The following is a 22,442-nucleotide window of genomic DNA, read 5'->3' on the forward strand; positions in this document are numbered from 1 at the left end:
CGCCCTACTGCACCTCGGGGTCGTTCCGGCCGTGGCAGACCTTGTACTTCTTGCCCGAGCCGCACGGGCACTGGGCGTTGCGCGCCGTCCCCGGGAAGGTCTGCCCGTCCTTGTCGGCGGCCACCGCCTCGACCGTGGCGCTCGCCGGCGCCCCGGACGCGTCGCCGTCGAGGGTCGGGGCCGAGTACTGCAGCGGGACCTGCCGCTCGGGGCCGTCCAGCCCCTGAGCGATGAGGGTCGGCGCGCCCGCGCTCGGGGCGGCGGAGCCCCCGCCCGCCGGGGCTGCCGACGCTCCCCCGGCCGTCGGCGCCGCCGCTGCCCCGTCCGCCTCGCTCGCCGTGGCTGCCCCCGGAACGGTGGGCTCGGCGACCTTCACCTCGAGGTTGTGCAGGTAGGTGACCGACTCCTCCTTGATCGCCTCAGTCATCGCGCCGAACAGCTGGAACCCCTCGCGCTGGTACTCGACCAGCGGGTCACGCTGGGCCATCGCGCGCAGGCCGATGCCGTCCTTGAGGTAGTCCATCTCGTACAGGTGCTCACGCCACTTGCGGTCGAGCACCGACAGGACGACGCGCCGCTCGAGGTTGCGCATGTTGTCCTCACCGATGAGGTCCTCACGCGACTGGTACGCGTGCCGGGCGTCGGAGAGGACCTCCTCGAGGAGCACCTCGCGCGTGAGCTTCGCCTGGTCGCCGACCTCGGCCACGACCTCCTCGACGGTGATCGAGACCGGGTACACGGCCTTGAGCGCCGTCCACAGCGCGTCGAGGTCCCACAGCTCGGGGCTGCCCTCGCCGGTGGCCCCGTCGACGTAGGCGGTGAGCACGTCGTCCTGGAAGTGCTGGATCTGATCGCGCAGGTCCTCGCCCTCCAGGACGCGGCGCCGCTCGTCGTAGATCACGGTGCGCTGGCGGGAGAGCACGTCGTCGTACTTGAGGACGTTCTTGCGGATCTCGAAGTTGCGGCCCTCGACCTGTGACTGGGCGCTCTGGATGCCCCGGGTCACCATCTTGGACTCGAGGGGCATGTCGTCCGGGAACCCGGCGCGGTTCATCATGGTCTCGGCGAGGCCCGAGTTGAACAGACGCATGAGGTCGTCGGCCATCGACAGGTAGAAGCGGGACTCGCCCGGGTCACCCTGGCGGCCGGACCGCCCACGCAGCTGGTTGTCGATCCGTCGTGACTCGTGGCGCTCGGTGCCGAGCACGTAGAGCCCACCGAGGTCGACGACCTCCTCGTGCTCGGCCGCGACGGCCTCGGTGGCCGCGGCGAGGGCCGCGGGCCACGCGGCCTCGTACTCCTCGGGCTGCTCGGCCGGGTCCAGCCCCTGGCTCGCGAGGGCGTCGACCGCCATGAACTCGGCGTTGCCGCCGAGCATGATGTCGGTGCCACGGCCGGCCATGTTGGTCGCGACCGTCACAGCCCCCTTGCGCCCGGCCTGGGCCACGATCGCGGCCTCACGCGCGTGCTGCTTGGCGTTGAGGACCTCGTGCGGGACGCCCTGCTTGCGGAGCAGGCCCGAGAGCAGCTCGCTCTTCTCCACGCTCGTGGTGCCCACCAGGACGGGCTGCCCGGCGGCGTGCCGCTCGACGATGTCCGCGACCACCGCGGCGAACTTGCCCTCCTCGTTCTTGTAGACGAGGTCGGGCTGGTCGATGCGCTGCATGTCCCGGTTGGTGGGGATCGGCACGACGCCGAGGGAGTACGTGCTCTGGAACTCGGCGGCCTCGGTCTGGGCCGTACCGGTCATGCCAGCGAGCTTGTCGTACAGCCGGAAGTAGTTCTGCAGGGTGATCGTGGCGAGGGTCTGGTTCTCGGCCTTGATGGCCACCCCCTCCTTGGCCTCGATCGCCTGGTGCATGCCCTCGTTGTAGCGGCGCCCGGGCAGCATGCGACCCGTGTGCTCGTCGACGATGAGAACCTCGCCCTTGATGACGACGTAGTCCTTGTCGCGCTTGAAGAGCTCCTTGGCCTTGATCGCGTTGTTGAGGAAGCCGATCAGCGGCGTGTTGAGCGACTCGTAGAGGTTCTCGATGCCGAGGTGGTCCTCGACCTTGGCGATGCCCGGCTCGAGCACACCGACCGTGCGCTTCTTCTCGTCGACCTCGTAGTCGACGTCGACCGTGAGCCGACGGACGACCTTCGCGAACTCTCCGTACCACTTGTTCGAGTCCCCCGAGGCGGGGCCCGAGATGATCAGCGGGGTCCGAGCCTCGTCGATGAGGATCGAGTCGACCTCGTCGACGATGGCGAAGTGGTGGCCACGCTGGACGAGCTCCTCGGGCTTCCACGCCATGTTGTCGCGCAGGTAGTCGAAGCCGAACTCGTTGTTGGTGCCGTAGGTGATGTCCGCGGCGTACTCGGCGCGGCGCTCGTCGGGCTTCTGCCCCGAGACGATGCAGCCGGTCGTGAGGCCGAGGACCCGGAACACGCGGCCCATGAGGTCGCTCTGGTAGCGGGCGAGGTAGTCGTTGACCGTGACGACGTGCACGCCCTTGCCGCTCAGGGCGTTGAGGTAGGCCGGGGCCGTCGCGACGAGGGTCTTGCCCTCACCGGTCTTCATCTCGGCGATGTTGCCCAGGTGCAGCGCCGCCCCGCCCATGAGCTGGACGTCGAAGTGGCGGTGCCCGAGGGTGCGCCGGGCTGCCTCGCGCACGGCGGCGAAGGCCTCGGGCAGCAGGTCGTCGGTGGTCTCGCCCTCGGCCAGACGGGCGCGGAACCGGTCGGTCTCCTCGCGCAGCTCCGCGTCGCTCAGGGAGGTGAAGCTGTCCTCGAGGGCGTTGACCTGGTGAGCCAGGCCGGTGAGCTTCTTGACGATCCGGCCCTCGCCGATGCGCAGGACCTTGTCGAGGATCGAGGGCACGAATAGCTCCAGACTCGTCAGCTTCCCGCGCCGGACGGCGGCGGGTCGGGCCGGGTGGGCGCGCCGGTGCGGCGCGGGTTCAGCACAGACCGACGACCATCGTAGGCGAGTCGGCCACCAGGAAGGGGGCGGGGACGCACCGCGATCACGGCGAGTCCCAGGACGAGGCCCCCGAGGACGCCCGCGGGACCGAGCCGCTCGCCCAGCAGGACGGCTGCGATCACCGCCGCCGTCACGGGCTCGAGGAGTGCGACGAGGCTCGCGGTGGTCGCGGGGACCGTGCGCAGCCCGCTGAAGTAGGCCGCGTAGGCGAGCGCCGTCGGCACCAGGCCGAGGAAGAGCACGAGGAGCACGAGGCGCCCCCCGCCAGCACCTGCGCCGCCCGCGTCCAGCACGAGCCCCTCACGCGGGCCCGCCACCACCACCCCGAGCACGGCCACGGGGGCCAGGAGCACCCCGCCGACCGTGAAGGACGCGCCCGTCATCGCGAGCGGGCCCAGCCCGGGCACGCCGCGCCGGTTGACCAGGGTCAGCAGGGCGAAGCAGGAGGCCGCGCCGAGCGCGAGGGTCAGGCCCACCCCCGACGCGCGCTCCGAGGGACCACCGGCACCGGTCAGCAGCCCCAGCCCGACGAGGGCGAGCGCGAGGGAGATCAGGACCCGCGCGGAGGGCGGCCGCCGTCGCCTCAGGGCCGTCGAGAGCGCGACGAGCACGGGGGCCGCGCCGAGGGCGACGAAGGTCGCGACGGAGACAGAGGTCAGGTCGACGGCCGCGAAGTAGGCGGCCTGGTACCCCGCCGCGAGGAGCCCCACCAGGGCGACCCGGCCCACGGCCTGGCGGGTCCGTGGCAGCAGGGGCACCGGCCGGGCCGTCCGCCCCCGGACGGCCCGCAGCAGGGCGAGGAGGGCGAGCAGTGCGACGCCGCCGACTCCCAGGCGGACCGAGGCCACCGCGACCGGGGGCAGGTCGCCGGCCTCGCCGAGGCTCGCCCCCGTGACCCCACCCGTCCCCCACAGGACAGCGCCGAGGAGGACGAGGGTGAAGCCGGTGCCCCGACCCGTCCCCTCAGCCACCGGCGGGCCGAGCCCGGCGCCCCCGGCGCTCACCGTCAGCTCTCCGCCAGGTGGGTCGCCAGGGACCCGGCGAGGTCCCCGGGCGCCTCGGGGAGCACGCGCACGTGGCCCAGGGACAGCCAGGAAGCCATCTCCTCGAGCTCGGCAGCGAGCTCGGCGACGACCACACCGGTCTCGTGACCAGAACCGGGCTCGGCGAAGGCCGACCGCACCTCGAGGACCCCGGCCGCCCGGTCGGCCCGCAGGTCCACGCGCGCGGCCATCCGGGAGCCGAGCAGGAAGGGCAGCACGTAGTACCCGTGCACCCGACGGTGGGCAGGCACGTAGATCTCGATCCGGTACCGCATGCCGAACAGCTCCTCGAGCCGGCGGCGCTCGAAGACCAGGGGGTCGAAGGGGCTCAGCAGGGCCCGCCCCGAGGCACGCCGCGGCAGGGTGGCGTCGCGGTGCAGGTAGGCAGGACGATCCCAGCCCTCGACGCTCACCGGCAGGAGCTCCCCCTCCTCGACGAGGTCCACGACCGCCGTCCGGACCGCGGCAGGTCGCTTGACCCGGAAGTAGTCCGCGAAGCAGTGCGGCGTCCCGACCCCGTGGGCGCGGGCCGCCATGGCGACGAGCTCGCGGATCGCGTCCTGCTCGCTGGGCTCGGGCTGCGCCAGGACCTCGGCCGGCAGGACGCGCTCGGTCAGGTCGTAGCAGCGCTCGAAGGCCGCGTTGCGCCGGGCAGCCGTGAGCTCTCCGGTGAAGAACAGGAACTCGAGCACGCGCTTGGCGACCGTCCAGTTCCACCCCCAGTCGGTCCGCCGACGCGGGTGCTCGGCCTCGTACCGGGCGTGCACGTCACGGGCCGTGACCGGGCCCTCGGCCGTCACCAGGGCACGGATCTCGGCGAGCACCGCGGCGTGCTGCAGCGGGACCTCGCGGATGGTGCCCCAGGCCTGGTCGCGGTAGGCCCGCTGCCGCCACCCCTGCAACCGGTAGGTCCGCGGGGCGACGAAGGAGGCCTCGTGGGCCCAGCACTCGACCAAGCGCCTCGGTGCGCGCCCCGCGGCGCGGTCGAGCAGCCCGGTGTCGTAGGCCCCGAGCCTGGAGTAGGCGGGCATGAGGTGCGCCCTGGCCAGGACGTTGACGGAGTCGATCTGCAGCAGCCCGAGCCGGTCGACGACCTGCTGGAACCCGCGCATCGTCGGGCGGCCGCCCGAGACGCGGGGCCGGTCGAGGCCCTGGGCGCGCAGCGCGACCCGCCTGGCCTGCTCGAGGGTGAGCGAGGCCCCGGCGTCCGGTGGTGCGAGGGCGGGCGGCATGGTGACCATCCTGGCGCGTCCCACCGACACGGGCCCGACGGGTCCGTGCGCCCGGCCCGGCAGACGTCGGACGGCGGCCGACGCAGGGACCGTGTGCCTGCCTCGACCGCCGTCCGACGGGGCTCAGACTGCGTGCGCCGTCGTGGCCACCGGGGCGTCGAGCCGGATCACGCCGTAGCTCCAGCCCCGGCGCCGGTAGGCGACCGAGGGGAGCGCCGTCTCGGCGTCGATGAAGAGGTAGAAGTCGTGCCCGACCATCTCCATCTCGTACAGGGCGTCGTCGAGGGTCATCGGGAGGGCCTGGTGCATCTTCTCGCGGATGACCACGGGAGAGTCGCCCCAGGTCGACTCGACCGCCTCGCCGAGGGCTGGCGGGGCGGGCTCGGGCTCAGGCGTCGGCTCGGGCTCGGGCGGGAGCACGTCGACGGGGGGCGCCGTCGGGCCGCGGTGGTGGTCCTTGCTGCGGTCACGAGCACGGCGCAGCCTCTCGAGGAGCTTGGTGGTCGCGACGTCGAGCGCCGCGTACTCGTCGTCGGCGCTGGCCTCGGCCCTGATCACGGGGCCCTTGCCACGGACGGTCAGCTCGACCCGCTCGGACACCTCCGACTGCCTGGGGTTGCGCTCGTGGGTGAGCTCGACGTCGACCCGCTGGGCGCGGGGAGCGAGCTGGGTGACCTTGGAGAGCTTGTCCTCCACGTGGCGGCGGAACCGGTCGGGAACCTCGACGTGACGTCCGACGACGACGATCTCCATGCTGACCTCCTACTGGTGGGACGGCGACGCCGTCCGATGGACTGCTGGGCACGCCCTCACCGGGCGGACGAGGAGCACCACCTCCTCAGGAGACCGGAGCACGGCACGATCGGCTGGCGTCCTCGCGCGGCCTCGGTCCGGTGCTCCATGACCAGACGCTAGTCCCCCGGAACGCCCGTGGGAAACGCTAGAGGTCCCGTGTCGGGGGTGGAGTCGCCGCGAGGACCACGGCGCCCAGGACGAGTGCACCCGAACCGGACAGAGCACGCTCGCAGCCGGCCAGGGTGCTCCCGGTGGTGACGACGTCGTCGACCAGGAGGTGCGGTGCACGCCGGTCCTCCGCGTACCCGGGTCGCAGCCGCCAGGCCCCCGCGGTGTTGACGTCGCGCGCCCGCGCGCCGAGCCCGACCTGGTCCCGCCCGCCCCCACGACGGGACAGGCGGGGCACCGGATGCGCGGGCACCCCCTGCTCCGTCAGCCCCCGGGCCACCGCCGCTGCCAGGCCGCCGACCAGGTCCTCACCGCGCCGGCGCCGGGCGCGTGCCGTCGACGGGACCGGCACCACACGGACGGGCTCCCCCGCCGTCGCCGTGGCGAGGTCGGCCGCGACGCCCCTGCCCAGGTCCGTCGCCGCACGACCCAGCGGTCGGGAGAGGTCGGTCCGCCCCCGGTCCTTCCAGGCCACGACCACCCCCCGCACCGGGCCGGCGTAGTCGGTCGCGACCCAGACCGGCAGCGGCGTGGTCCCGTCCATCCGGTCCAGCCGGGGCACGTGCTGCTCGCACCGGCGCACCGGTCCGTCGCCCAGGCAGCCCCGCAGGAGCCGCTCGCAGGGCGGGCACAGGGGCTGGTCCCAGACCCCGCACCCGGGGCACTGGACGGGCAGGACGAGTCGAGCCAGGCCGACCGCCCCGAGACGGAGCAGCTCGGCGACCTCACCCCCCGACCTCCGCACGGCACCACCCTGCCCGGGGCGCCCGCCTCGCGGGGGCCGTCCACAGGCCCGGTCTCAGCCGGGGAAGACGGGATCGCTCACGTCGGTCGCGACCCTGACCCAGCTGACGTTCTGCCGCGAGTAGAGCGCGCCGTCGGCCACCGCGACGTAGAGCGCCCGGTCCCCGCGGCCCGAGGCGATGCCGACGGTCTCGTCCACCAGGGAGAGGGTCGTCGTCGGTCCCCCGAGGGGCACGGTGTGCACCGTCGGGTCGACGGCGGAGGCGCTCGTGCCCAGGACCGCCACGGTGGCCTCGTCGACCCAGGCGACCTCCCAGGCGTCGGTCAGCACCGCGCCCACCGGTGTCCGTTCCCCGACCAGGCGCGGGGTGCCGTCCTCGTCGCGGACCACGCTCGCGACGTCGACCGTCGTGCCCCGCTCGCCGCCACCGACCGACACCACGGCGATCCGGACGCCGTCCCGCGAGACCCGGATCGACCGCACCTCGCGCCCCTCGAGCCACTCGGCCCCGACGACGACGTCCTCCCCGGTCGGGGCGACGGCGGTCAGCGATGCGGTGCTCTCCTGCTCCCCCGTCCACACCCAGCCGAACCTGTCCACCGAGGGCGGGAGCAGCTCCTCGCCCTCGAGCAGCTCGACGGGGGCCGAGCCGTCGGTCGGCAGCAGCATCAACCGGTCGTCCCCGTCCAGGACGACCCGCACCGAGTCGTCGAGGCTCACCGCGGGGCTGTTCGCGTCCAGACCCGTCAGCGCCGGGGCGTCCTCGAGGGGGACGACCTCGCCGCGCTCGACCACGGCCAGCCGCCCCTCGCTCAGCACGTAGGGCCCCCGCTCGGGGGCCACGTCGCGATCCAGGGCCGGGAGGCTCTCGTGCTCCCAGGCGAGTCCGGCGACGGTGACCACGACCTCGGTCGCCGGGACGCGCCCGAGGGTCGTCTCGAGCTGGCTCTGGAGGAGGTCGCGGTCCGCATCGGCGACCCTGGTGTCGGCGCGCAGGTCGACCGAGGCGACGCCGTCGGTCACCGCGACGGCGGCGGTGCTCAGCGCGGCGTCCTCCGGGGCACCCGAGACCACAGCGTCGCGCAGCCAGGGCGCCGGGCCGGCGAGCAGCTCGGAGACCGCGTAGGTCGCGGTGCTCCGGGTCGGGAACCACCGGACGTCGGGCACGAGCTGGGACTGGTCGGGGGTCGCGAAGTAGAGCGGCGTGCGCCGGTAGACGGCGCCGAAGACCGCCGGGAGCATGAGCACGCCGTCGTCCAGGCGGGAGATCCGCCACTGGCCACCGGCGTCGCGCACGAGGTCGAAGACGAGCTCCTCGCGCGAGCCGGGCACCGCCTCGACGTAGGAGCCACTCGCGTCGACCGTGGCCTCGACCGGGACCGTGACCATCACGCTGTCGTCGCCGCGCAGCTCGGTCTGGATCCCGCCCCCGTCGTCCGAGTAGACCAGGACCCGCGAGCGCGGGCTCCACCTGGCCGAGGCCGGGCCGGTGAGGAACTTCCGCGCGACGGTGAACTCGTCGTAGAGCCCCGCTGCGCCCGCGTCCAGGAAGCCCCGGACGATCGCCTCGGGCTCCGCATCGGGCTCGGGGTCGTCGGCCAGCGGGATCGCCGACGCCGGTTCGGTGAGCTCGACCTCGCCGGTGCCGATCGGCCCCGAGGTCGGGATGACGGCGCAGCTCGCCACGACGGCGACGGCCGCGACGACAGCCGTGGCGCAGCGCAAGGACCGGCGCAGGGACCGCCGCATCATGCCTCCATCCTGTCGAGATCGGGCACCGAGGTCGGGTCCAGGGCGGGGCTGCTGCTGACCGGCGGCTCGGGCTCGTCCTCCTCGCGGGGTGGCTCGAGGGGCAGCGGCGACCCGGAGAGGGTGATGCCTGCGCGCCGCGGCAGGGTCAGGCGGAAGCACGCGCCGCGGTCGGGCCGGCCCCAGACCTCCAGCCAGCCACCGTGCAGCCGGGCGTCCTCGATCGAGATCGCCAGGCCCAGGCCGGTCCCCCCCGTGGTCCGTGCCCGGGCGGGATCCGCGCGCCAGAACCTGTCGAAGACGTGCTCGGCAGCCTCCGCCGTCATGCCGACGCCGTGGTCCCGCACGGTCACGGCCAGCGCCCTGCTGTCGGCTGCGACCCGGATCTCGACCGGCTTGCCGTCAGCGTGCTCGATCGCGTTGACCACGAGGTTGCGCAGGATGCGCTCGACCCGGCGCGGGTCGACGTCGGCGACCGCGGGCCGCTCGGGCAGGTCGACCGTGAGCCACACGCCCCGGCGCTCGGCGAGCATGCTCGCCTGCTCGACCACGAGGGTCACGACCTCGCCGACGTCCTGGGCCTCGGCGTCGAGCATGGCCGCCCCGGCGTCGAACCGGCTGATCTCGAGCAGGTCGGCGAGCAGGGCCTCGAACCGGTCGAGCTGGGTGGTCAGCAGCTCGGCCGAGCGGCGGGCGGCCGGGTCGAGCTCCTCACGCGAGGCGTGGATCACCTCGGCCGCCATCCGCACGGTGGTGAGCGGGGTGCGGAGCTCGTGCGAGACGTCCGAGACGAACCGCCGCTGCAGGTCCGAGAGCTGCTCCATGCGGAAGATCTGGTCCTCGAGGCTCTCGGCCATCTCGTTGAAGGAGCGCGCCAGGGTGGCCATCTCGTCCATCCCGCGCACCGTCATGCGTTCGCCGAGGTTGCCGTCGGCGAGGCGCTCGGCGACGCGAGCGGCCGTGCGCACGGGCTGCACGGCCTGCCAGGTGACGAGCCAGGTCATGACTCCGAGCAGGCCCACGAGGCCCAGGCCCGCGATCGCGAGGGTCTGCTGGACGAAGGCGAGGGTCTGCTGCTCGGACTCGAGGTCGTACAGGTAGTAGAGCTCGTACTGGCCGGCGGCGGGCACGGTCACGGTCGAGCCGATCAGCAGGCCGGGGTGCTCGTCGTCGGACTCGGCGTCCGGCACGGCGACCGAGACCCAGCGTTGGACGTCGGAGCCGCGCACGGCCTCGCGCATGTCGGGGGTGATGAGGGCGCCGACCTCGGGGCGGGTCGACAGGTCGTTGACGCCGTTGAGCCGCGGGGTGCCCGGAGAGCGACGCAGGAAGACCTCGGGCTGGCTCGAGGCACCGACCTGGAGCTCACGGACCAGGCTCAGGAAGAGCTCCTGGACCTCTCCCCCGGTGACCGCGGGGGCCGCGTCGAAGGTGGTGCGGGCCTGGGTCGTGGAGCGGGCGCTCTCCTCGAGGACCTCGGTCAGGCGCTGCTCGAACAGCCCGTCCCGGATGCTGTCCGCGAGGTAGCCCCCCAGCAGGCCCACCGTGACCAGGCCGGCCACCAGGGTCGAGGTCAGGACGCGCAGCTGCAGCGACGAGCGCCAGGCGGTCCACGCCGCCCGCCCCGCCCGCTGGAGCCGGAGACGGAGCCGCAGCGCCCAGCGACGCGTCCTGGCCACCGTGATCACGGCCGAGCCGTCCCGTTCACGACGGGCCGGTGCCCGCCTTGTAGCCCACACCGCGCACGGTCACGACGATCTCGGGCCGCTCGGGGTCGTGCTCGATCTTCGAGCGCAGACGCTGGACGTGGACGTTGACCAGCCGGGTGTCGGCCGCGTGCCGGTAGCCCCACACGCGCTCGAGCAGCACCTCACGGGTGAAGACCTGCCAGGGCTTGCGGGCGAGGGCGACGAGCAGGTCGAACTCGAGCGGGGTCAGGGGGATCAGCTCCCCCGCACGGGTGACACGGTGCCCCGTCACGTCGATCTCGAGGTCGCCGATGGTGAGGTGCTCGGGGGTGGGCTCGTCGGTCCGACGCAGCCGCGTGCGCACCCGCGCGATGAGCTCCTTGGGCTTGAACGGCTTGGAGATGTAGTCGTCGGCCCCCGACTCCAGGCCCAGGACGACGTCGACCGTGTCGCTCTTCGCGGTGAGCATGACGACGGGGACCCCCGACTCGGCGCGGATCAGCCGGCAGATCTCGGTGCCGTCCTTGCCGGGGAGCATGAGGTCGAGGAGCACGAGGTCGGGCTGGTGCGTCCGGAACGCGGCCAGCGCCTCGTCCCCGTGCGCGCAGAAGGAGGGCTCGAAGCCCTCGGACCGCAGCACGATGCCGATCATCTCGGCGAGCGCGACGTCGTCGTCCACCACGAGGATTCGACCCTTCATGGCCCCATGGTGTCATCCCCGGAGCCCGGCAGGACGCCGCGCGCGCCGGGGACCTTCCCAGGACGACGCCCCGAGACCTCGTCGTGGGGGCGAGGCGTGGCACGATGGGGCGCGCCGGGGACCGACCGCGAGGCCGTCGTCCGCGGCGGACCGACACCACTCCAGGACGGCAGGGGAGCACAGTGACCGACCCGAACCAGCCCGGGCAGCAGCCACCCCAGGGATGGGGGCCGGGCTCCTCGCAGCAGCCGGGCTACGGCCCGGCGGGTCAGGGCACCTCCGGGAACGAGCAGCCGACCCCGGCGCCCCCCGCCCCGGCCTACGGGCAGGGTCAGTACGGCCAGCCCCCGCAGGGTCAGTACGGGCAGGGGCAGTACGGGCAGGCGCAGTACGGGCAGCCCGGCGCGGCCCCCGGCTACCGCCCGCCGCCGGTCCAGCGCGGGATCGTCCCGCTGCGTCCGCTGGGGATGGGCGAGATCTTCGACGGCGCCTTCCGCTCGATCCGGGACAACCCGCGGGTCATGTTCGGGGTCAGCGCGATCGTCGTGACCCTCTCGGTGCTCCTCGAGACGCTCGTCCAGTGGTACAGCTTCGGGTTCCTGGGGGACTCCCTGAGCGCCCCGGTCGACCAGCAGGCCGACATGCTCCTGGGCGACGCCGTCGGGCTGCTGGGCGGCTCGGCCCTGTCCCTGGTCGTGTCCCTGGTGTCCACGACCCTCCTGACCGGTCTGCTGATCGTCTCCGTCAGCCGCTCGGTGATCGGCCAGCGCGTCTCCCTCGCCGACGCCTGGCACCGGGTGCGGCCCCAGCTCTGGCGGCTGCTCCTGCTCACCCTGCTCGTCATGCTGCTGCTCCTCGTGGTCCCGGCGGTCTGGCTCGGGATCGTGGTGGCCCTCGCCGTGGCCGAGCAGTGGGGGCCGATGTTCGTCGTCCTGCTGGTCGGCGGCGTCGGGGTGCTCGTGTGGAGCCTGTGGATCAGCGTGCGGACCCTCCTCGCGACCCCGGCCCTGATGCTCGAGGAGCAGCGGGTGGTCGCGGGGCTGAAGCGAGGCTGGGAGCTCTCCCGCGGGAGCTTCTGGCGCCTGCTGGGCATCTACCTGCTCGTCACCATCATCGTGGCGACGGTCGCCGGGATCATCGTGTACCCCGCGGCCATGGTGCCGGTCGTCATGCAGCTCGACCCCATGGGTGGGGTCTCGCTCGCGATCACGGCCGTGGCCGCGATCCTGGCCTCGGTCCTGACCACCCCGTTCCTGGCCTCGGTCGTCGCCCTGCTGTACATCGACCTGCGGATCCGTCGCGAGGGTCTCGACGTCGAGCTCGCCCGTGCCGCCGAGAGCGCCGCTGCCGAGGCCGCGACCGGGGCGGGGGGGCGTGCCTGAGGTGCTGCGCACCGCCCTGGGGGCACTGCCGTCCGCGCTGCGCGACGTCCCGGTCGAGCCCGACGCCGAGACCGCGCGCCGCTGGGCCGTGACCGAGCTCTCCGACCCCGTCTACCACGAGCGGCCGAGCCTGCTCGAGCTCGCGCTCGAGTGGCTCGTCGAGCAGCTCGCCGGGATCGAGACGGCCGCGACCGGTCTGGACGCGCGTGCCGCGGCGCTGATCATCGTCGCGGTCGTGGTCGTGGGTGCTCTCGTCGCACTCGTGGTGGCCGGTCCGGTCCGCCGGGCGCGCGCCGCAGGGCGCGGTTCGGCGACGGTCTTCGTGGACGACACGCGGAGCGCTGCCGAGCTGCGGGCCAGCGCCGATGCCCATGCCGCGCAGGGCATGTGGGCCGAGGCCGTGCTGGACCGCTTCCGAGCCTTGCTCCGCTCCCTCGAGGACCGCGCTCTGCTCGACGAGCGCCCGGGCCGCACCGCCCACGAGGCCTCGGCCGAGGCCGCGGACCGGTTGCCCACCTGCGCCGGCGACCTCCGCCGTGCCGGCCGACTCTTCGACGACGTCTGCTACGGCCATGCCGAGGCCCGGTCCGAGGAGGACGCCTGGCTGCGCGAGGTCGACGAGGCGGTGGCCGCGACCCGACCGGTCATGCCCGGCGCGGCAAGCCCCGACCGCGAGGAGGCCCTCACATGAGCCAGCTCCTCGCCCCTCCCCCACCCACGCAGCCCTCCCAGGCGGCCGCCGCCACCCGGGTGACCTCCTCCGCAGCCCCCGTGGTCGTCGGCGACGGCACGACGGGCGCCTCGCGGGCCCGGTCGCGCTGGCGCCGCGCACGCTGGCCCCTCGCGGTCCTCGGCCTGATCGTGGTCGTCGGCTCGCTCGCAGCAGTCCTGCAGCCGCGGACCTCCGAGGTCCCCCTCGCCCCGGACAACCCCGCGGGCGGCGGAGCGCGCGCGGCGGCCGAGATCCTGGGCGACCAGGGGGTCGAGGTGACGATGGTGCGGACCTCGGCCGAGGCCCTGCGGCGCGCGGCGGCCGGGACGACCCTCGTCGTGACGAGCACCTTCCTGCTCGACGACGGCCAGGTCGAGGCCCTCTCCGAGAGCGAGGCCGACGTCGTGCTGCTCGACCCCGACTGGTGGGTGCTGGACGCGGTGACCGACGGCGCGATGGACCTGGGCTGGCTCGGCACGGAGACGGTGCGGGCGGCCGAGTGCGACGACCCGGCAGCCCAGGCAGCCGGCCAGGTCCGCAGCGGCGGCTCCGGGGTGGTCGCCGTCGACCCCGCCGTCGTCGTCTGCTTCCCCACCGACGAGCCCGGAACCGGGGCCTACGCCGTCCTGGACGACGGTGACCGCCGCGTCACCGTCCTGGACGACGCCTCGATCACCACGAACGACCGGCTCACCGAGGACGGCAACGCCGCGCTCGTGCTGCACACCCTCGGTCGTCACGAACAGCTGACCTGGTGGGTACCCACCTACGGCGACACCAGCGAGGCCACGACCGGCCCCGCCGCTGGCGAGCTGCTGCCCGCCTGGGCCGGGCCGGTCGCCGCCCAGCTGGCCCTCGTCGTGGTCGTGCTGATGCTGTGGCGGTCCCGAGCCCTGGGGCGGGTCGTGACCGAGCCGCTGCCGGTCACCGTCCGCGCGGCCGAGGCCACCCTCGGGCGCGCTCGGCTGTACCGTCGCTCCCGGTCCCGGGGGCACGCCGCGGCGGCGCTGCGGGCCGGTACGGCGCGGCGCCTGGCAGCCCGTGTGGGACTGCCTCGCACCGCGGGCGCGCCGGCCGTGATCGACGCCTTGACCCGGGCCACCGGGCGTAGCAGGGAGCAGGTCGCCGGCCTGCTCTACGGACCACCACCCACCGACGACGCCGGGCTGCTCCAGCTGGCCCGACAGCTCGACGAGCTCGAGAGCGAGGTTCACCGCACGTGACCGAACCCACCTGGCAGCAGCCCCCCGCCCCCGCGGCAGAGGACCCGAGCGCCGCAGGGAACCCGCCGGTAGCCCCGGGCCCCGCCGAGACGCCCCCGGTCCCTGCCGCACCGCCTGTCGAGGGCGCGATCACGCCCTCGGCCGAGCTGCGCGAAGGGCTCGCGGAGCTGCGTGCCGAGGTCGCGAAGGCCGTCGTCGGGCAGGACGCCGCGGTCACCGGACTGGTCATCGCCCTCCTGTGCCGCGGCCACGTGCTCCTCGAAGGCGTGCCGGGCGTGGCCAAGACCCTCCTCGTGCGGACGTTGAGCGCCGCTCTCGACCTGGACACCAAGCGCGTCCAGTTCACCCCTGACCTCATGCCCGGTGACGTCACCGGGTCCCTGGTCTACGACGCCAGCACGGCGCAGTTCTCCTTCCGGGAGGGGCCGGTCTTCACCAACCTGCTCCTCGCGGACGAGATCAACCGCACGCCTCCCAAGACCCAGGCCTCGCTGCTCGAGGCCATGGAGGAGCGCCAGGTCTCGGTGGACGGCCTGCCCAAGCCCCTGCCCGACCCGTTCCTCGTGATCGCGACCCAGAACCCCGTCGAGTACGAGGGCACCTACCCCCTGCCCGAGGCGCAGCTGGACCGCTTCCTGCTCAAGCTGACGCTGCCGCTGCCTGAGCGCGACCACGAGATCGAGGTGCTGCGGCGGCACTCCCGCGGGTTCGACCCCCGGGACCTGGCCGCAGCGGGCCTGCGCGCGGTGAGCGACGCGCACCAGCTCGCCCGTGCCCGCGCCGAGGTCGCCCAGGTGCAGATCTCCGACGAGGTCCTGGGCTACGCGGTCGACGTGTGCCGTGCGACGCGCCAGTCCCCGTCCCTGTCCCTGGGCGTCTCCCCCCGTGGCGCGACCGCCCTGCTGGCCACCTCGCGGGCCTGGGCCTGGCTCTCGGGGCGCGGCTACGTCACCCCCGACGACATCAAGGCGCTGGCGCACCCGACGCTGCGCCACCGCGTCCAGCTGCGCCCGGAGGCCGAGCTCGAGGGCGTCACGGCCGAGAGCGTGCTCGACACCGTGCTCGCCGCCGTGCCGGTGCCGCGCTGAAGGGCTGCTCATGACGATCACGTGGCGGGCCGTGGCCCTCACGGCCCTCGGCCTGCTCCCGGTGCTGCTGGTGCCGGCGAGCGGTGTGGTGCTCGCGTGGGCCCTGCTCGTGGTGGTCGCCTGCGTGCTCGACGTCAGCCTGGCCGCATCCCCGCGGCAGGTCGCGATCCAACGGTCGGTGCCGACCTCGGTCCGGCTGACCGAGGGCTCGCGCTCGACCCTCGTCGTGACGAACCGCTCTCCGCGGCGGCTCCGGGCGCTGGTCCGCGACGCGTGGCAGCCCTCGGCCGGCGCCGTCGCGAACCGTCACGAGGTCGATCTGCCTCCGGGCGAGGCACGACGGCTCGTGACCTCCCTGGTGCCCACGCGGCGCGGCGACCGGCACGCCGACCGCGTCACGGTCAGGTCCTTCGGTCCGCTCCGTCTCGCCGCCCGGCAGGTCTCCCTCGAGGTGCCCGGACGGCTCCGGGTGCTGCCCGAGTTCGCCTCCCGACGGCACCTGCCCAGCAGGCTCGCGCGGCTCCGGGAGCTCGACGGGCGCACCGCGGTCCAGGTGCGGGGCTCGGGCACCGAGTTCGACTCCCTGCGGGAGTACGTCATCGGGGACGACGTCCGGTCCATCGACTGGCGTGCGACCGCTCGACGCTCCGAGGTGGTGGTCCGCACGTGGCGGCCCGAGCGCGACCGCCGCGTGATGATCGTCCTGGACACCTCGCGCACCTCCGCCGCGCGGATCGGTGACCTGCCCCGGATCGACGCCTCGATGGAGGCCGCGCTGCTGCTCTCGGCCCTCGCAGCCCGCGCCGGGGACCGGGTCGACCTCGTCGCCTACGACCGCCGGGTCCGGGCCCAGGTCGCCGGGACCGGCGGTCCGCGCCTGCTGCCCGCCCTGGCTGACGCCCTCGCCCCGCTCGAGCCCACCCTCGTCGAGGCCGACTGGTCGGGGGCGGTGAGCGCGATCCGGCAGCGTCTCTCCCAGCGCGCCCTGGTCGTCCTGCTGACCTCCCTCGAGCCCGCAGCCGTCGAGTCCGGCCTGCTCCCCGTGATCGGCCCCCTCGCGCACGACCACACCGTGGTCCTCGCCTCGGTGGCCGATCCAGAGCTGGCGACCCTCCGCGCAGGACGGGAGAGCTCCTCGGCCGTCTTCGACGCGGCTGCCGCCGAACGGGTCGAGCTCGAGCGCGCGGCCGTGGGCGTCCGCCTGCGCCAACGCGGCGTCGAGGTGGTCGACGCACTGCCCGACGACCTCGCACCGCGGCTCGCGGACACGTACCTGGCCCTCAAGGCCGCAGGGAGGCTCTGATGGACGACCGTCGCCCCACCATGATGGATCGCCGCCGGCGACGGGCGCGCATCGTCGCGATCGTCGTCGCCCTGGCGTTCGTCGCGACGGCGACCCTGCCTCTGATCGCGTTCGCCGCCCCCCAGGGTCAGGCAGGGCCCGCGCTCGCCGAGGCCTCCGGCGTCGACCCGTGGGTGGTCGGGGTGCTCGGGCTCGCGGCGATCGGCGCGGCCCTCGTCACCATCATCATCCGGATCCGGCGACCGCCCGGCGACTGATCGCCGAGGCAGCAGCCCTCAGGCCGCGACCGGCAGCGTGGCGGCGCTGTGGTCCTCGCGGAGGTCACCCGTCTCGCCCGAGCGCACCGCACGCCTCCCGAGGACCAGCGTGTAGACCCAGTAGGCCGCGAGGACGAGGGCCCCGATCACGATCTTGAGCCACCACGGGAGCGTCGACGGCGTCACGAACCCCTCGACGAGCCCCGAGACCCCGAGCACCCCCACCAGGCCGAGGGCCACCGTGAAGAGGGCACGGCCCTCCTCGGCCACCGCACGTGACCGCGGTCGACCCCGCGGGTCGATCACGGTCCAGAACAGCTTGAGCCCAGCCCCGGCCGCGACGAAGATCGCGGTCAGCTCCATGAGACCGTGCGGCAGGATCAGCTGGAAGAAGACGCCGAGACCGTCGTGCAGGGCCATCACGCCGCCCGCGGACCCGACCCCGACGGCGTTCTGCACCAGGACGAGCACGGGCCAGATGCCGCTGATGCCGAAGGCGATGCACTGCGCAGCGATCCAGGCGTTGTTGGTCCAGACCTGGGCGGCGAAGCTCTCCCCCGGGTAGTTGGAGTAGTAGTTCGCGAACTCCTGCTCGGCGTAGGTCTCGAGCTGGCTCGGGGTACCCATGGCCGCCTGCGCCTCGGGGCTCGAGTAGACGTGCACCCCGGCGACCACCGCGAGGGCGGTGAAGGCCACCATCACGCCGACGGTCCACCACCGGACCCGGTAGAACGCTGCGGGCAGGGTCAGCACCAGGAAGCGCTTGGCGTCAGACCACGCGGGCTCGTGCGATCCCGCGATCGTGGACCGCGCCCGGGCCAGGGTCTCCGAGAGCCGTGAGACCGTCCCCGGGTCGGGGGCGGCAGACCTGACGGTCGACAGGTGGGTGGCGACCTCCTGGTAGAGGCGGACCAGCTCGTCGCTCTCGGCACCCGTCAGGCGTCGCCGCCGCGCGAGCTCGTCCAGACGCGCCCAGGTCGGGGCGTGCACGGCGGAGAACGCGTCGAGGTCCACGCCCGGTAGCCTGCCACAGCAGAAGCCAGCGCAGAGAGGAGCGGACGTGTCGGACGAGATCGTCATCGGCGAGGGCGTGGTCCTCGACGCCCGTCCCGCCTCCTTCGCGACCCGCATGGTCGGTGCCGTCCTGGACGTCGCGATCCTCCTCGGCGTGGGGTTCCTCCTGGTGCTCGTCACCTCCCCGGTCGTCGAGCAGATGGACCAGGCCGCCACGGCGGCCCTGGTGATCACCCTGGTCGTGACCGTGCTCGTCGTGGTCCCCGCGACGGTCGAGACCCTCACCCGAGGGCGCTCGGTCGGCAAGCTCGTGATGGGTATCCGCATCGTGCGCGACGACGGTGGCCCGGTGCGGTTCCGGCACGCGGTGGTCCGGGCCCTGACCGGGGTCGGTGAGCTGTGGCTCACCGTCGGCTCGGTCGCCCTGATCACCTCACTCGTCCACCCCCAGGGCAAGCGGGTCGGTGACCTGCTCGCCGGCACCTACGCCGTCCGGGTCCGCGGGGGCCAGGAGGCCCTGCCGCCGGTCATCATGCCGCCCGAGCTCGCCACCTGGGCGCGGTCGGCCGACATCCGACGCCTCCCGGACGGGCTCGCCCTCTCGGCCCGTCAGCTCCTGGGGCGGGCGACGACCTTGCATCTCGCCTCGCGGGTGCGCCTGGGCAACGACCTCGCGGGGGAGATCGAGCGGTACGTGGCCCCCGGCCCGCCGCCGGGCACCCACCCCGAGCGGTTCATCTCGGCCGTGCTCGCCGAACGGCGGGACCGTGAGTACGCCTACGCCGTGCGGGTCGCCCGTCAGGTGGAGGCCGAGGGCGCCCTGGTGCACCGGCTCCCGCACGCGGTGCCCGACCCGGTCGACTGACCGGCGCGACACCCCTGACCCGGCCCCCGTGAGGGCCGCGGCAGACCATCGGCAGCCCTGGCCAGAGGCCTAGGTACGTCACAGAACAGTAACGATCCAAGAACACGCAAAGCCCCAGGTCAGCGGGGGTCTGGCGGTCGCTGCACCCCTCGCGGACCCCCTCCTCGCGCCGACCCTCGGTTGATCGCCGCGGGCATCCGCGACATGGTGGTCGACGGCCCGGCCTTCTGCTCGGGCAGTTCGCGGGCCCTGTCCCCCTCGGGCCCGCTGGGTCGGAACCGTTCCGACACACGACTCACCGCAAGGTCGCGGCCCCACCGCTGCACGCCGCGGCGCGGGCCGCCCCCCGACCGCCTGGCGCGGCCGGGCCCCCCGAGCGAGACGAGAGACTAGTGGCAGCACTGCGCGCCGAAGGCGTCTACAAGGTCTTCGGTCGACGACCGGCCGAGGCCGTACGCCGACTGCAGGCCGGAGCGACCCGGGACGAGGTCAAGAACCACGGCACCGCCGCCGTGATCGACGCGAGCTTCGAGGTCGAGGCGGGCGAGACCTTCGTCGTCATGGGCCTCTCAGGCTCGGGCAAGTCGACGCTCATCCGGATGCTCAACGGCCTGCAGCCGCCCACCGCCGGGCGCGTGGTCCTCGGCGACGCCGACCTCTCGACCGTCTCGTCCAAGGAGATGCGTCAGATCCGCCAGAAGCGGGTCTCGATGGTCTTCCAGCACTTCGCCCTCCTGCCCCACCGCACGATCATCGACAACGCCGCGTACCCCCTCGCCCTCCAGGACGTCGACCGCACCGAGCGGCGCCAGCGGGCCGGGCGGGCCCTGGAGATGGTGGGCCTGTCGGGCTGGGAGGACCACCTGCCCTCCGAGCTCTCGGGCGGCATGCGTCAGCGCGTGGGCCTCGCCCGGGCCCTGGCGGCCGACACCGAGATCCTGCTCATGGACGAGGCCTTCTCGGCCCTCGACCCGTTGATCCGCCGCGAGATGCAGGAGCAGCTCCTCGAGCTGCAGGAGACCCTGGGCAAGACCATCGTCTTCATCACCCACGACCTCAACGAGGCCATGCACCTGGGTGACCGCATCGCGATGATGCGCGACGGGCAGATCGTGCAGATCGGCACGGCCGAGCAGATCCTGTCCGACCCCGCGAACGACTACGTGGCCCAGTTCGTGGCCGACGTCGACAAGACCCGGGTGCTCACGGCCGGGTCCGTGATGGTGCGGCCCGCCGCGGTGGTCACCTCGGGGGCCGGTCCGCGGGTCGCCCTGCGCGAGATGCGCGAGGCCCAGGCCTCCGCCGCCTACCTGGTCGACAAGGACCGCACCCTGCGCGGCGTGCTGCGCGACGAGGACGTCGTGGCCGCCCAGCGTGCCGGGAGCGAGTCCCTGGTCGACCTCACCCGGGACGAGGTCACCGCCGTCGACGTCGACGCCCCCCTCTCGGAGATCTTCGCCCCCTCGGCGGAGAGCCCGCTGCCGGTGCCCGTGGTCGACGCGCGCGGCCGGCTCGTCGGGGTGATCCCCCGCGTGACCCTTCTCGAGGCCATGGCGCCCAACGACACCAGCGGCCCCGACACCTCCTCCGGTGACGTGGCCCCCGAGCCTGCCACCGGCCCCAGCACCACGGACGGAGCCGCCTCGTGAACGACCCCCTGGTCCGCATCCCGCTCGGCGACTGGGCCCGGGACGTCATCGCCTGGCTCACCTCGACCCTCGGCGCGCTCTTCGACGTGGTCGGTGACGTGCTGCGCGCGGGCTACGACGGCCTCACCTTCGTCCTGGCCGAGCCCCCCTTCTGGGCGGTGGGCCTGGTGCTCGCCGCGATCGCCCTGCTCGCCCGCCGCAGCTGGCAGCTCCCCGTGGGGAGCCTGATCGGCTTCGCGATCATCTACGGCGTCGACCAGTGGGACAACGCGATGGCGACCCTCGCCCTGGTGCTGGTGGCCAGCGCCATCGCCATCGCCATCGCCATCCCGATCGGGATCCTCGCGGCCCGCAACGCGACCGTCTCCGCGATCACGCGCCCCGTCCTGGACTTCATGCAGACGATGCCGGCCTTCGTCTACCTGCTGCCCGCGGTCATCCTCTTCCGGGTCGGCGTGGTGCCCGGACTGGTCGCCACCGTGATCTTCGCCCTCGCCCCCGGCGTCCGGCTCACCGAGCTCGGCATCCGCCAGGTCGACACCGAGGTCGTCGAGGCCGGGCACGCCTTCGGGGCGACCCCTCGCCGCATCCTGCGGCAGATCCAGCTCCCGCTCGCCCTGCCCACGATCATGGCCGGCGTCAACCAGGTGATCATGCTGTCGCTGTCGATGGTCGTCATCTCCGGCCTGGTCGGTGCGGCCGGGCTGGGCCAGGACGTGGTCCGGTCGCTGCAGAGCGTCAACATCGGTCTCGGCGTCGAGGCCGGCCTGGCCGTCGTGATCCTCGCGATGTACCTCGACCGGGTCACCTCGGCCTTCGGCAAGCGCTCGGCCGTCGAACGGGCCCGCGCCTCCGCCAAGGCCTGATCCCCCACGAACCTGTCCCCCACGTCCACGACCGAGCAGGTCTCACCCCCGAGGCCCGCTCACGAGAGGAAACGATGAGAAACGCACGACGCACGACGACCGCACTGGCCTCGGCCGGTGTCCTGGCCCTGGCCCTCACGGCCTGCGCCAGCGACTCCGACACCACGGAGGAGAGCTCCGGCGACGCGGGTGCCGCAGAGCAGAGCGAGCCGATCACGATCGGCGTGCACTCGGGCTGGGAGGAGGGCATCGCCGTCTCCCACCTGTGGAAGCACATCCTCGAGGGCGAGGGCTACGAGGTCGAGATGGAGACCGCCGACGCCGGCATCGTCTTCACCGGGCTCTCCGAGGGCGACTTCGACGTCAACTTCGACACCTGGCTGCCGCAGACCCACGCCTCCTACCTGGAGCAGTACGGCGACAGCCTCGAGGACCTCGGTGCGTGGCTCGACGACGCCCCGCTGACCATCGCGGTCAACGAGGACTCCCCGATCACCTCCCTCGACGAGCTCGCCGAGTACGCCGACGAGTTCGACAACAGGATCGTCGGCATCGAGTCGGGTGCGGGCCTCACGGCCATCACCCAGGACGAGGTCATCCCGACCTACGGCCTCGAGGACATGGAGTTCCTCGTCTCCTCGACCCCGGCCATGCTCACCGAGCTGCAGGCCGCGACCGACGCGGGCGAGAACATCGTCGTCACCCTGTGGCGCCCGCACTGGGCCTACGACGCCTTCCCGATCCGCGACCTCGAGGACCCGGAGAACGCCCTCGGGGACGCCGACAGCATCCACACCTACGCGCACCAGGACTTCTCGGGCGAGTACCCCGAGGTCGCCGAGTGGATCTCGGGCTTCCGGATGGACGCCGACCAGCTCCACGCCCTCGAGAACATCATGTTCAACGAGATGGACGGCGAGGACAACGACGCCGCGGTCGAGCAGTGGCTCGAGGAGAACCCGGACTACGTCGACAGCATCGTCTCGGGTTCCTGACCC

Annotated in this window: 19 protein-coding genes; 10 read left to right on the forward strand and 9 right to left on the reverse strand. The window is 73.5% G+C overall.

Annotated features, from left to right (window positions below):
- Window positions 1-4 precede the first annotated feature (4 nt).
- From secA to mtrA, 8 genes are all read right to left on the reverse strand, one after another.
- Window positions 5-2,863 carry a preprotein translocase subunit SecA gene (gene secA / locus J4G33_RS03715; RefSeq protein WP_208054513.1) on the reverse strand — a complete coding sequence of 953 codons (2,859 nt, stop codon included), beginning with the start codon at window positions 2,861-2,863 and terminating at the stop codon, window positions 5-7.
- 17 nt (window positions 2,864-2,880) lie between these two features.
- Window positions 2,881-3,969, reverse strand: coding sequence for a DMT family transporter (locus tag J4G33_RS03720; RefSeq protein ID WP_208054514.1), 1,089 nt, complete (start codon window positions 3,967-3,969; stop codon window positions 2,881-2,883).
- A gap of 2 nt (window positions 3,970-3,971) precedes the next feature.
- A complete protein-coding gene (locus J4G33_RS03725) occupies window positions 3,972-5,240 on the reverse strand; it encodes a winged helix-turn-helix domain-containing protein (protein WP_208054515.1) in 1,269 nt (422 codons plus the stop codon).
- Between the two features lie 123 nt (window positions 5,241-5,363).
- Window positions 5,364-5,993, reverse strand: a complete 630-nt coding sequence (gene hpf / locus J4G33_RS03730) for a ribosome hibernation-promoting factor, HPF/YfiA family (RefSeq protein WP_208054516.1) — start codon at window positions 5,991-5,993, stop codon at window positions 5,364-5,366.
- A gap of 187 nt (window positions 5,994-6,180) precedes the next feature.
- Complete coding sequence (locus tag J4G33_RS03735) at window positions 6,181-6,948, reverse strand: ComF family protein (protein WP_307793712.1); 768 nt, start codon at window positions 6,946-6,948, stop codon at window positions 6,181-6,183.
- A 54-nt stretch (window positions 6,949-7,002) separates the two neighbouring features.
- A complete protein-coding gene (locus J4G33_RS03740) occupies window positions 7,003-8,700 on the reverse strand; it encodes an LpqB family beta-propeller domain-containing protein (RefSeq protein WP_208054517.1) in 1,698 nt (565 codons plus the stop codon).
- Window positions 8,697-10,385 (reverse strand): MtrAB system histidine kinase MtrB, encoded by a 1,689-nt coding sequence (gene mtrB / locus J4G33_RS03745; protein ID WP_307793714.1) that lies wholly within the window; start codon window positions 10,383-10,385, stop codon window positions 8,697-8,699. Before mtrB ends, J4G33_RS03740 begins: the two co-directional genes overlap by 4 nt.
- Before the next feature lie 16 nt (window positions 10,386-10,401).
- On the reverse strand, window positions 10,402-11,085 hold the full coding sequence (gene mtrA / locus J4G33_RS03750; protein WP_208054518.1) for an MtrAB system response regulator MtrA: 684 nt from the start codon (window positions 11,083-11,085) through the stop codon (window positions 10,402-10,404).
- A 182-nt stretch (window positions 11,086-11,267) separates the two neighbouring features.
- Between mtrA and J4G33_RS03755 the strand changes: the two genes are divergently transcribed.
- The 6 genes from J4G33_RS03755 to J4G33_RS03780 are packed head-to-tail and all read left to right on the forward strand — an operon-like array spanning window position 11,268 to window position 17,050.
- Complete coding sequence (locus J4G33_RS03755; protein ID WP_208054519.1) at window positions 11,268-12,467, forward strand: DUF7847 domain-containing protein; 1,200 nt, start codon at window positions 11,268-11,270, stop codon at window positions 12,465-12,467.
- Complete coding sequence (locus J4G33_RS03760; RefSeq protein WP_307793715.1) at window positions 12,460-13,158, forward strand: DUF4129 domain-containing protein; 699 nt, start codon at window positions 12,460-12,462, stop codon at window positions 13,156-13,158. Before J4G33_RS03755 ends, J4G33_RS03760 begins: the two co-directional genes overlap by 8 nt.
- Window positions 13,155-14,402 (forward strand): DUF4350 domain-containing protein, encoded by a 1,248-nt coding sequence (locus J4G33_RS03765; protein ID WP_243758381.1) that lies wholly within the window; start codon window positions 13,155-13,157, stop codon window positions 14,400-14,402. The genes J4G33_RS03760 and J4G33_RS03765 overlap by 4 nt, the downstream gene beginning before the upstream one ends.
- A complete protein-coding gene (locus J4G33_RS03770) occupies window positions 14,399-15,490 on the forward strand; it encodes an AAA family ATPase (RefSeq protein WP_372434948.1) in 1,092 nt (363 codons plus the stop codon). The genes J4G33_RS03765 and J4G33_RS03770 overlap by 4 nt, the downstream gene beginning before the upstream one ends.
- Before the next feature lie 10 nt (window positions 15,491-15,500).
- On the forward strand, window positions 15,501-16,793 hold the full coding sequence (locus J4G33_RS03775; RefSeq protein WP_208054520.1) for a DUF58 domain-containing protein: 1,293 nt from the start codon (window positions 15,501-15,503) through the stop codon (window positions 16,791-16,793).
- Window positions 16,793-17,050 (forward strand): hypothetical protein, encoded by a 258-nt coding sequence (locus J4G33_RS03780; protein WP_208054521.1) that lies wholly within the window; start codon window positions 16,793-16,795, stop codon window positions 17,048-17,050. Before J4G33_RS03775 ends, J4G33_RS03780 begins: the two co-directional genes overlap by 1 nt.
- Before the next feature lie 18 nt (window positions 17,051-17,068).
- Here J4G33_RS03780 and J4G33_RS03785 read toward each other — a convergent pair whose 3' ends face one another.
- Window positions 17,069-18,064 carry a stage II sporulation protein M gene (locus tag J4G33_RS03785; RefSeq protein ID WP_208054522.1) on the reverse strand — a complete coding sequence of 332 codons (996 nt, stop codon included), beginning with the start codon at window positions 18,062-18,064 and terminating at the stop codon, window positions 17,069-17,071.
- 46 nt (window positions 18,065-18,110) lie between these two features.
- Between J4G33_RS03785 and J4G33_RS03790 the strand changes: the two genes are divergently transcribed.
- The 4 genes from J4G33_RS03790 (at window position 18,111) to J4G33_RS03805 (ending at window position 22,439) form a co-directional block, all read left to right on the forward strand.
- Complete coding sequence (locus tag J4G33_RS03790; RefSeq protein ID WP_208054523.1) at window positions 18,111-18,929, forward strand: RDD family protein; 819 nt, start codon at window positions 18,111-18,113, stop codon at window positions 18,927-18,929.
- Between the two features lie 392 nt (window positions 18,930-19,321).
- Window positions 19,322-20,578: a quaternary amine ABC transporter ATP-binding protein gene (locus J4G33_RS03795; RefSeq protein WP_208054524.1), complete on the forward strand. Its 1,257-nt coding sequence runs from the start codon at window positions 19,322-19,324 to the stop codon at window positions 20,576-20,578.
- Window positions 20,575-21,444: an ABC transporter permease gene (locus tag J4G33_RS03800; protein WP_208054525.1), complete on the forward strand. Its 870-nt coding sequence runs from the start codon at window positions 20,575-20,577 to the stop codon at window positions 21,442-21,444. Before J4G33_RS03795 ends, J4G33_RS03800 begins: the two co-directional genes overlap by 4 nt.
- A 74-nt stretch (window positions 21,445-21,518) precedes the next feature.
- Window positions 21,519-22,439, forward strand: coding sequence for a glycine betaine ABC transporter substrate-binding protein (locus J4G33_RS03805; protein WP_208054526.1), 921 nt, complete (start codon window positions 21,519-21,521; stop codon window positions 22,437-22,439).
- Window positions 22,440-22,442 lie beyond the last annotated feature (3 nt).

Origin of the sequence: Actinotalea soli, assembly GCF_017565425.1 — a bacterium.
GTDB lineage: Bacteria > Actinomycetota > Actinomycetes > Actinomycetales > Cellulomonadaceae > Actinotalea > Actinotalea soli.

Coding starts and splice junctions, on each gene's coding strand:
- J4G33_RS03740 (WP_208054517.1), bottom strand. CDS start 8,700: ATGATGCGGCGGTCCCTGCGCCGGTCCTTGCGCTGCGCCACGGCTGTC.
- mtrA (WP_208054518.1), bottom strand. CDS start 11,085: ATGAAGGGTCGAATCCTCGTGGTGGACGACGACGTCGCGCTCGCCGAG.
- J4G33_RS03765 (WP_243758381.1), top strand. CDS start 13,155: ATGAGCCAGCTCCTCGCCCCTCCCCCACCCACGCAGCCCTCCCAGGCG.
- J4G33_RS03725 (WP_208054515.1), bottom strand. CDS start 5,240: ATGCCGCCCGCCCTCGCACCACCGGACGCCGGGGCCTCGCTCACCCTC.
- J4G33_RS03775 (WP_208054520.1), top strand. CDS start 15,501: ATGACGATCACGTGGCGGGCCGTGGCCCTCACGGCCCTCGGCCTGCTC.
- J4G33_RS03780 (WP_208054521.1), top strand. CDS start 16,793: ATGGACGACCGTCGCCCCACCATGATGGATCGCCGCCGGCGACGGGCG.
- hpf (WP_208054516.1), bottom strand. CDS start 5,993: ATGGAGATCGTCGTCGTCGGACGTCACGTCGAGGTTCCCGACCGGTTC.
- J4G33_RS03805 (WP_208054526.1), top strand. CDS start 21,519: ATGAGAAACGCACGACGCACGACGACCGCACTGGCCTCGGCCGGTGTC.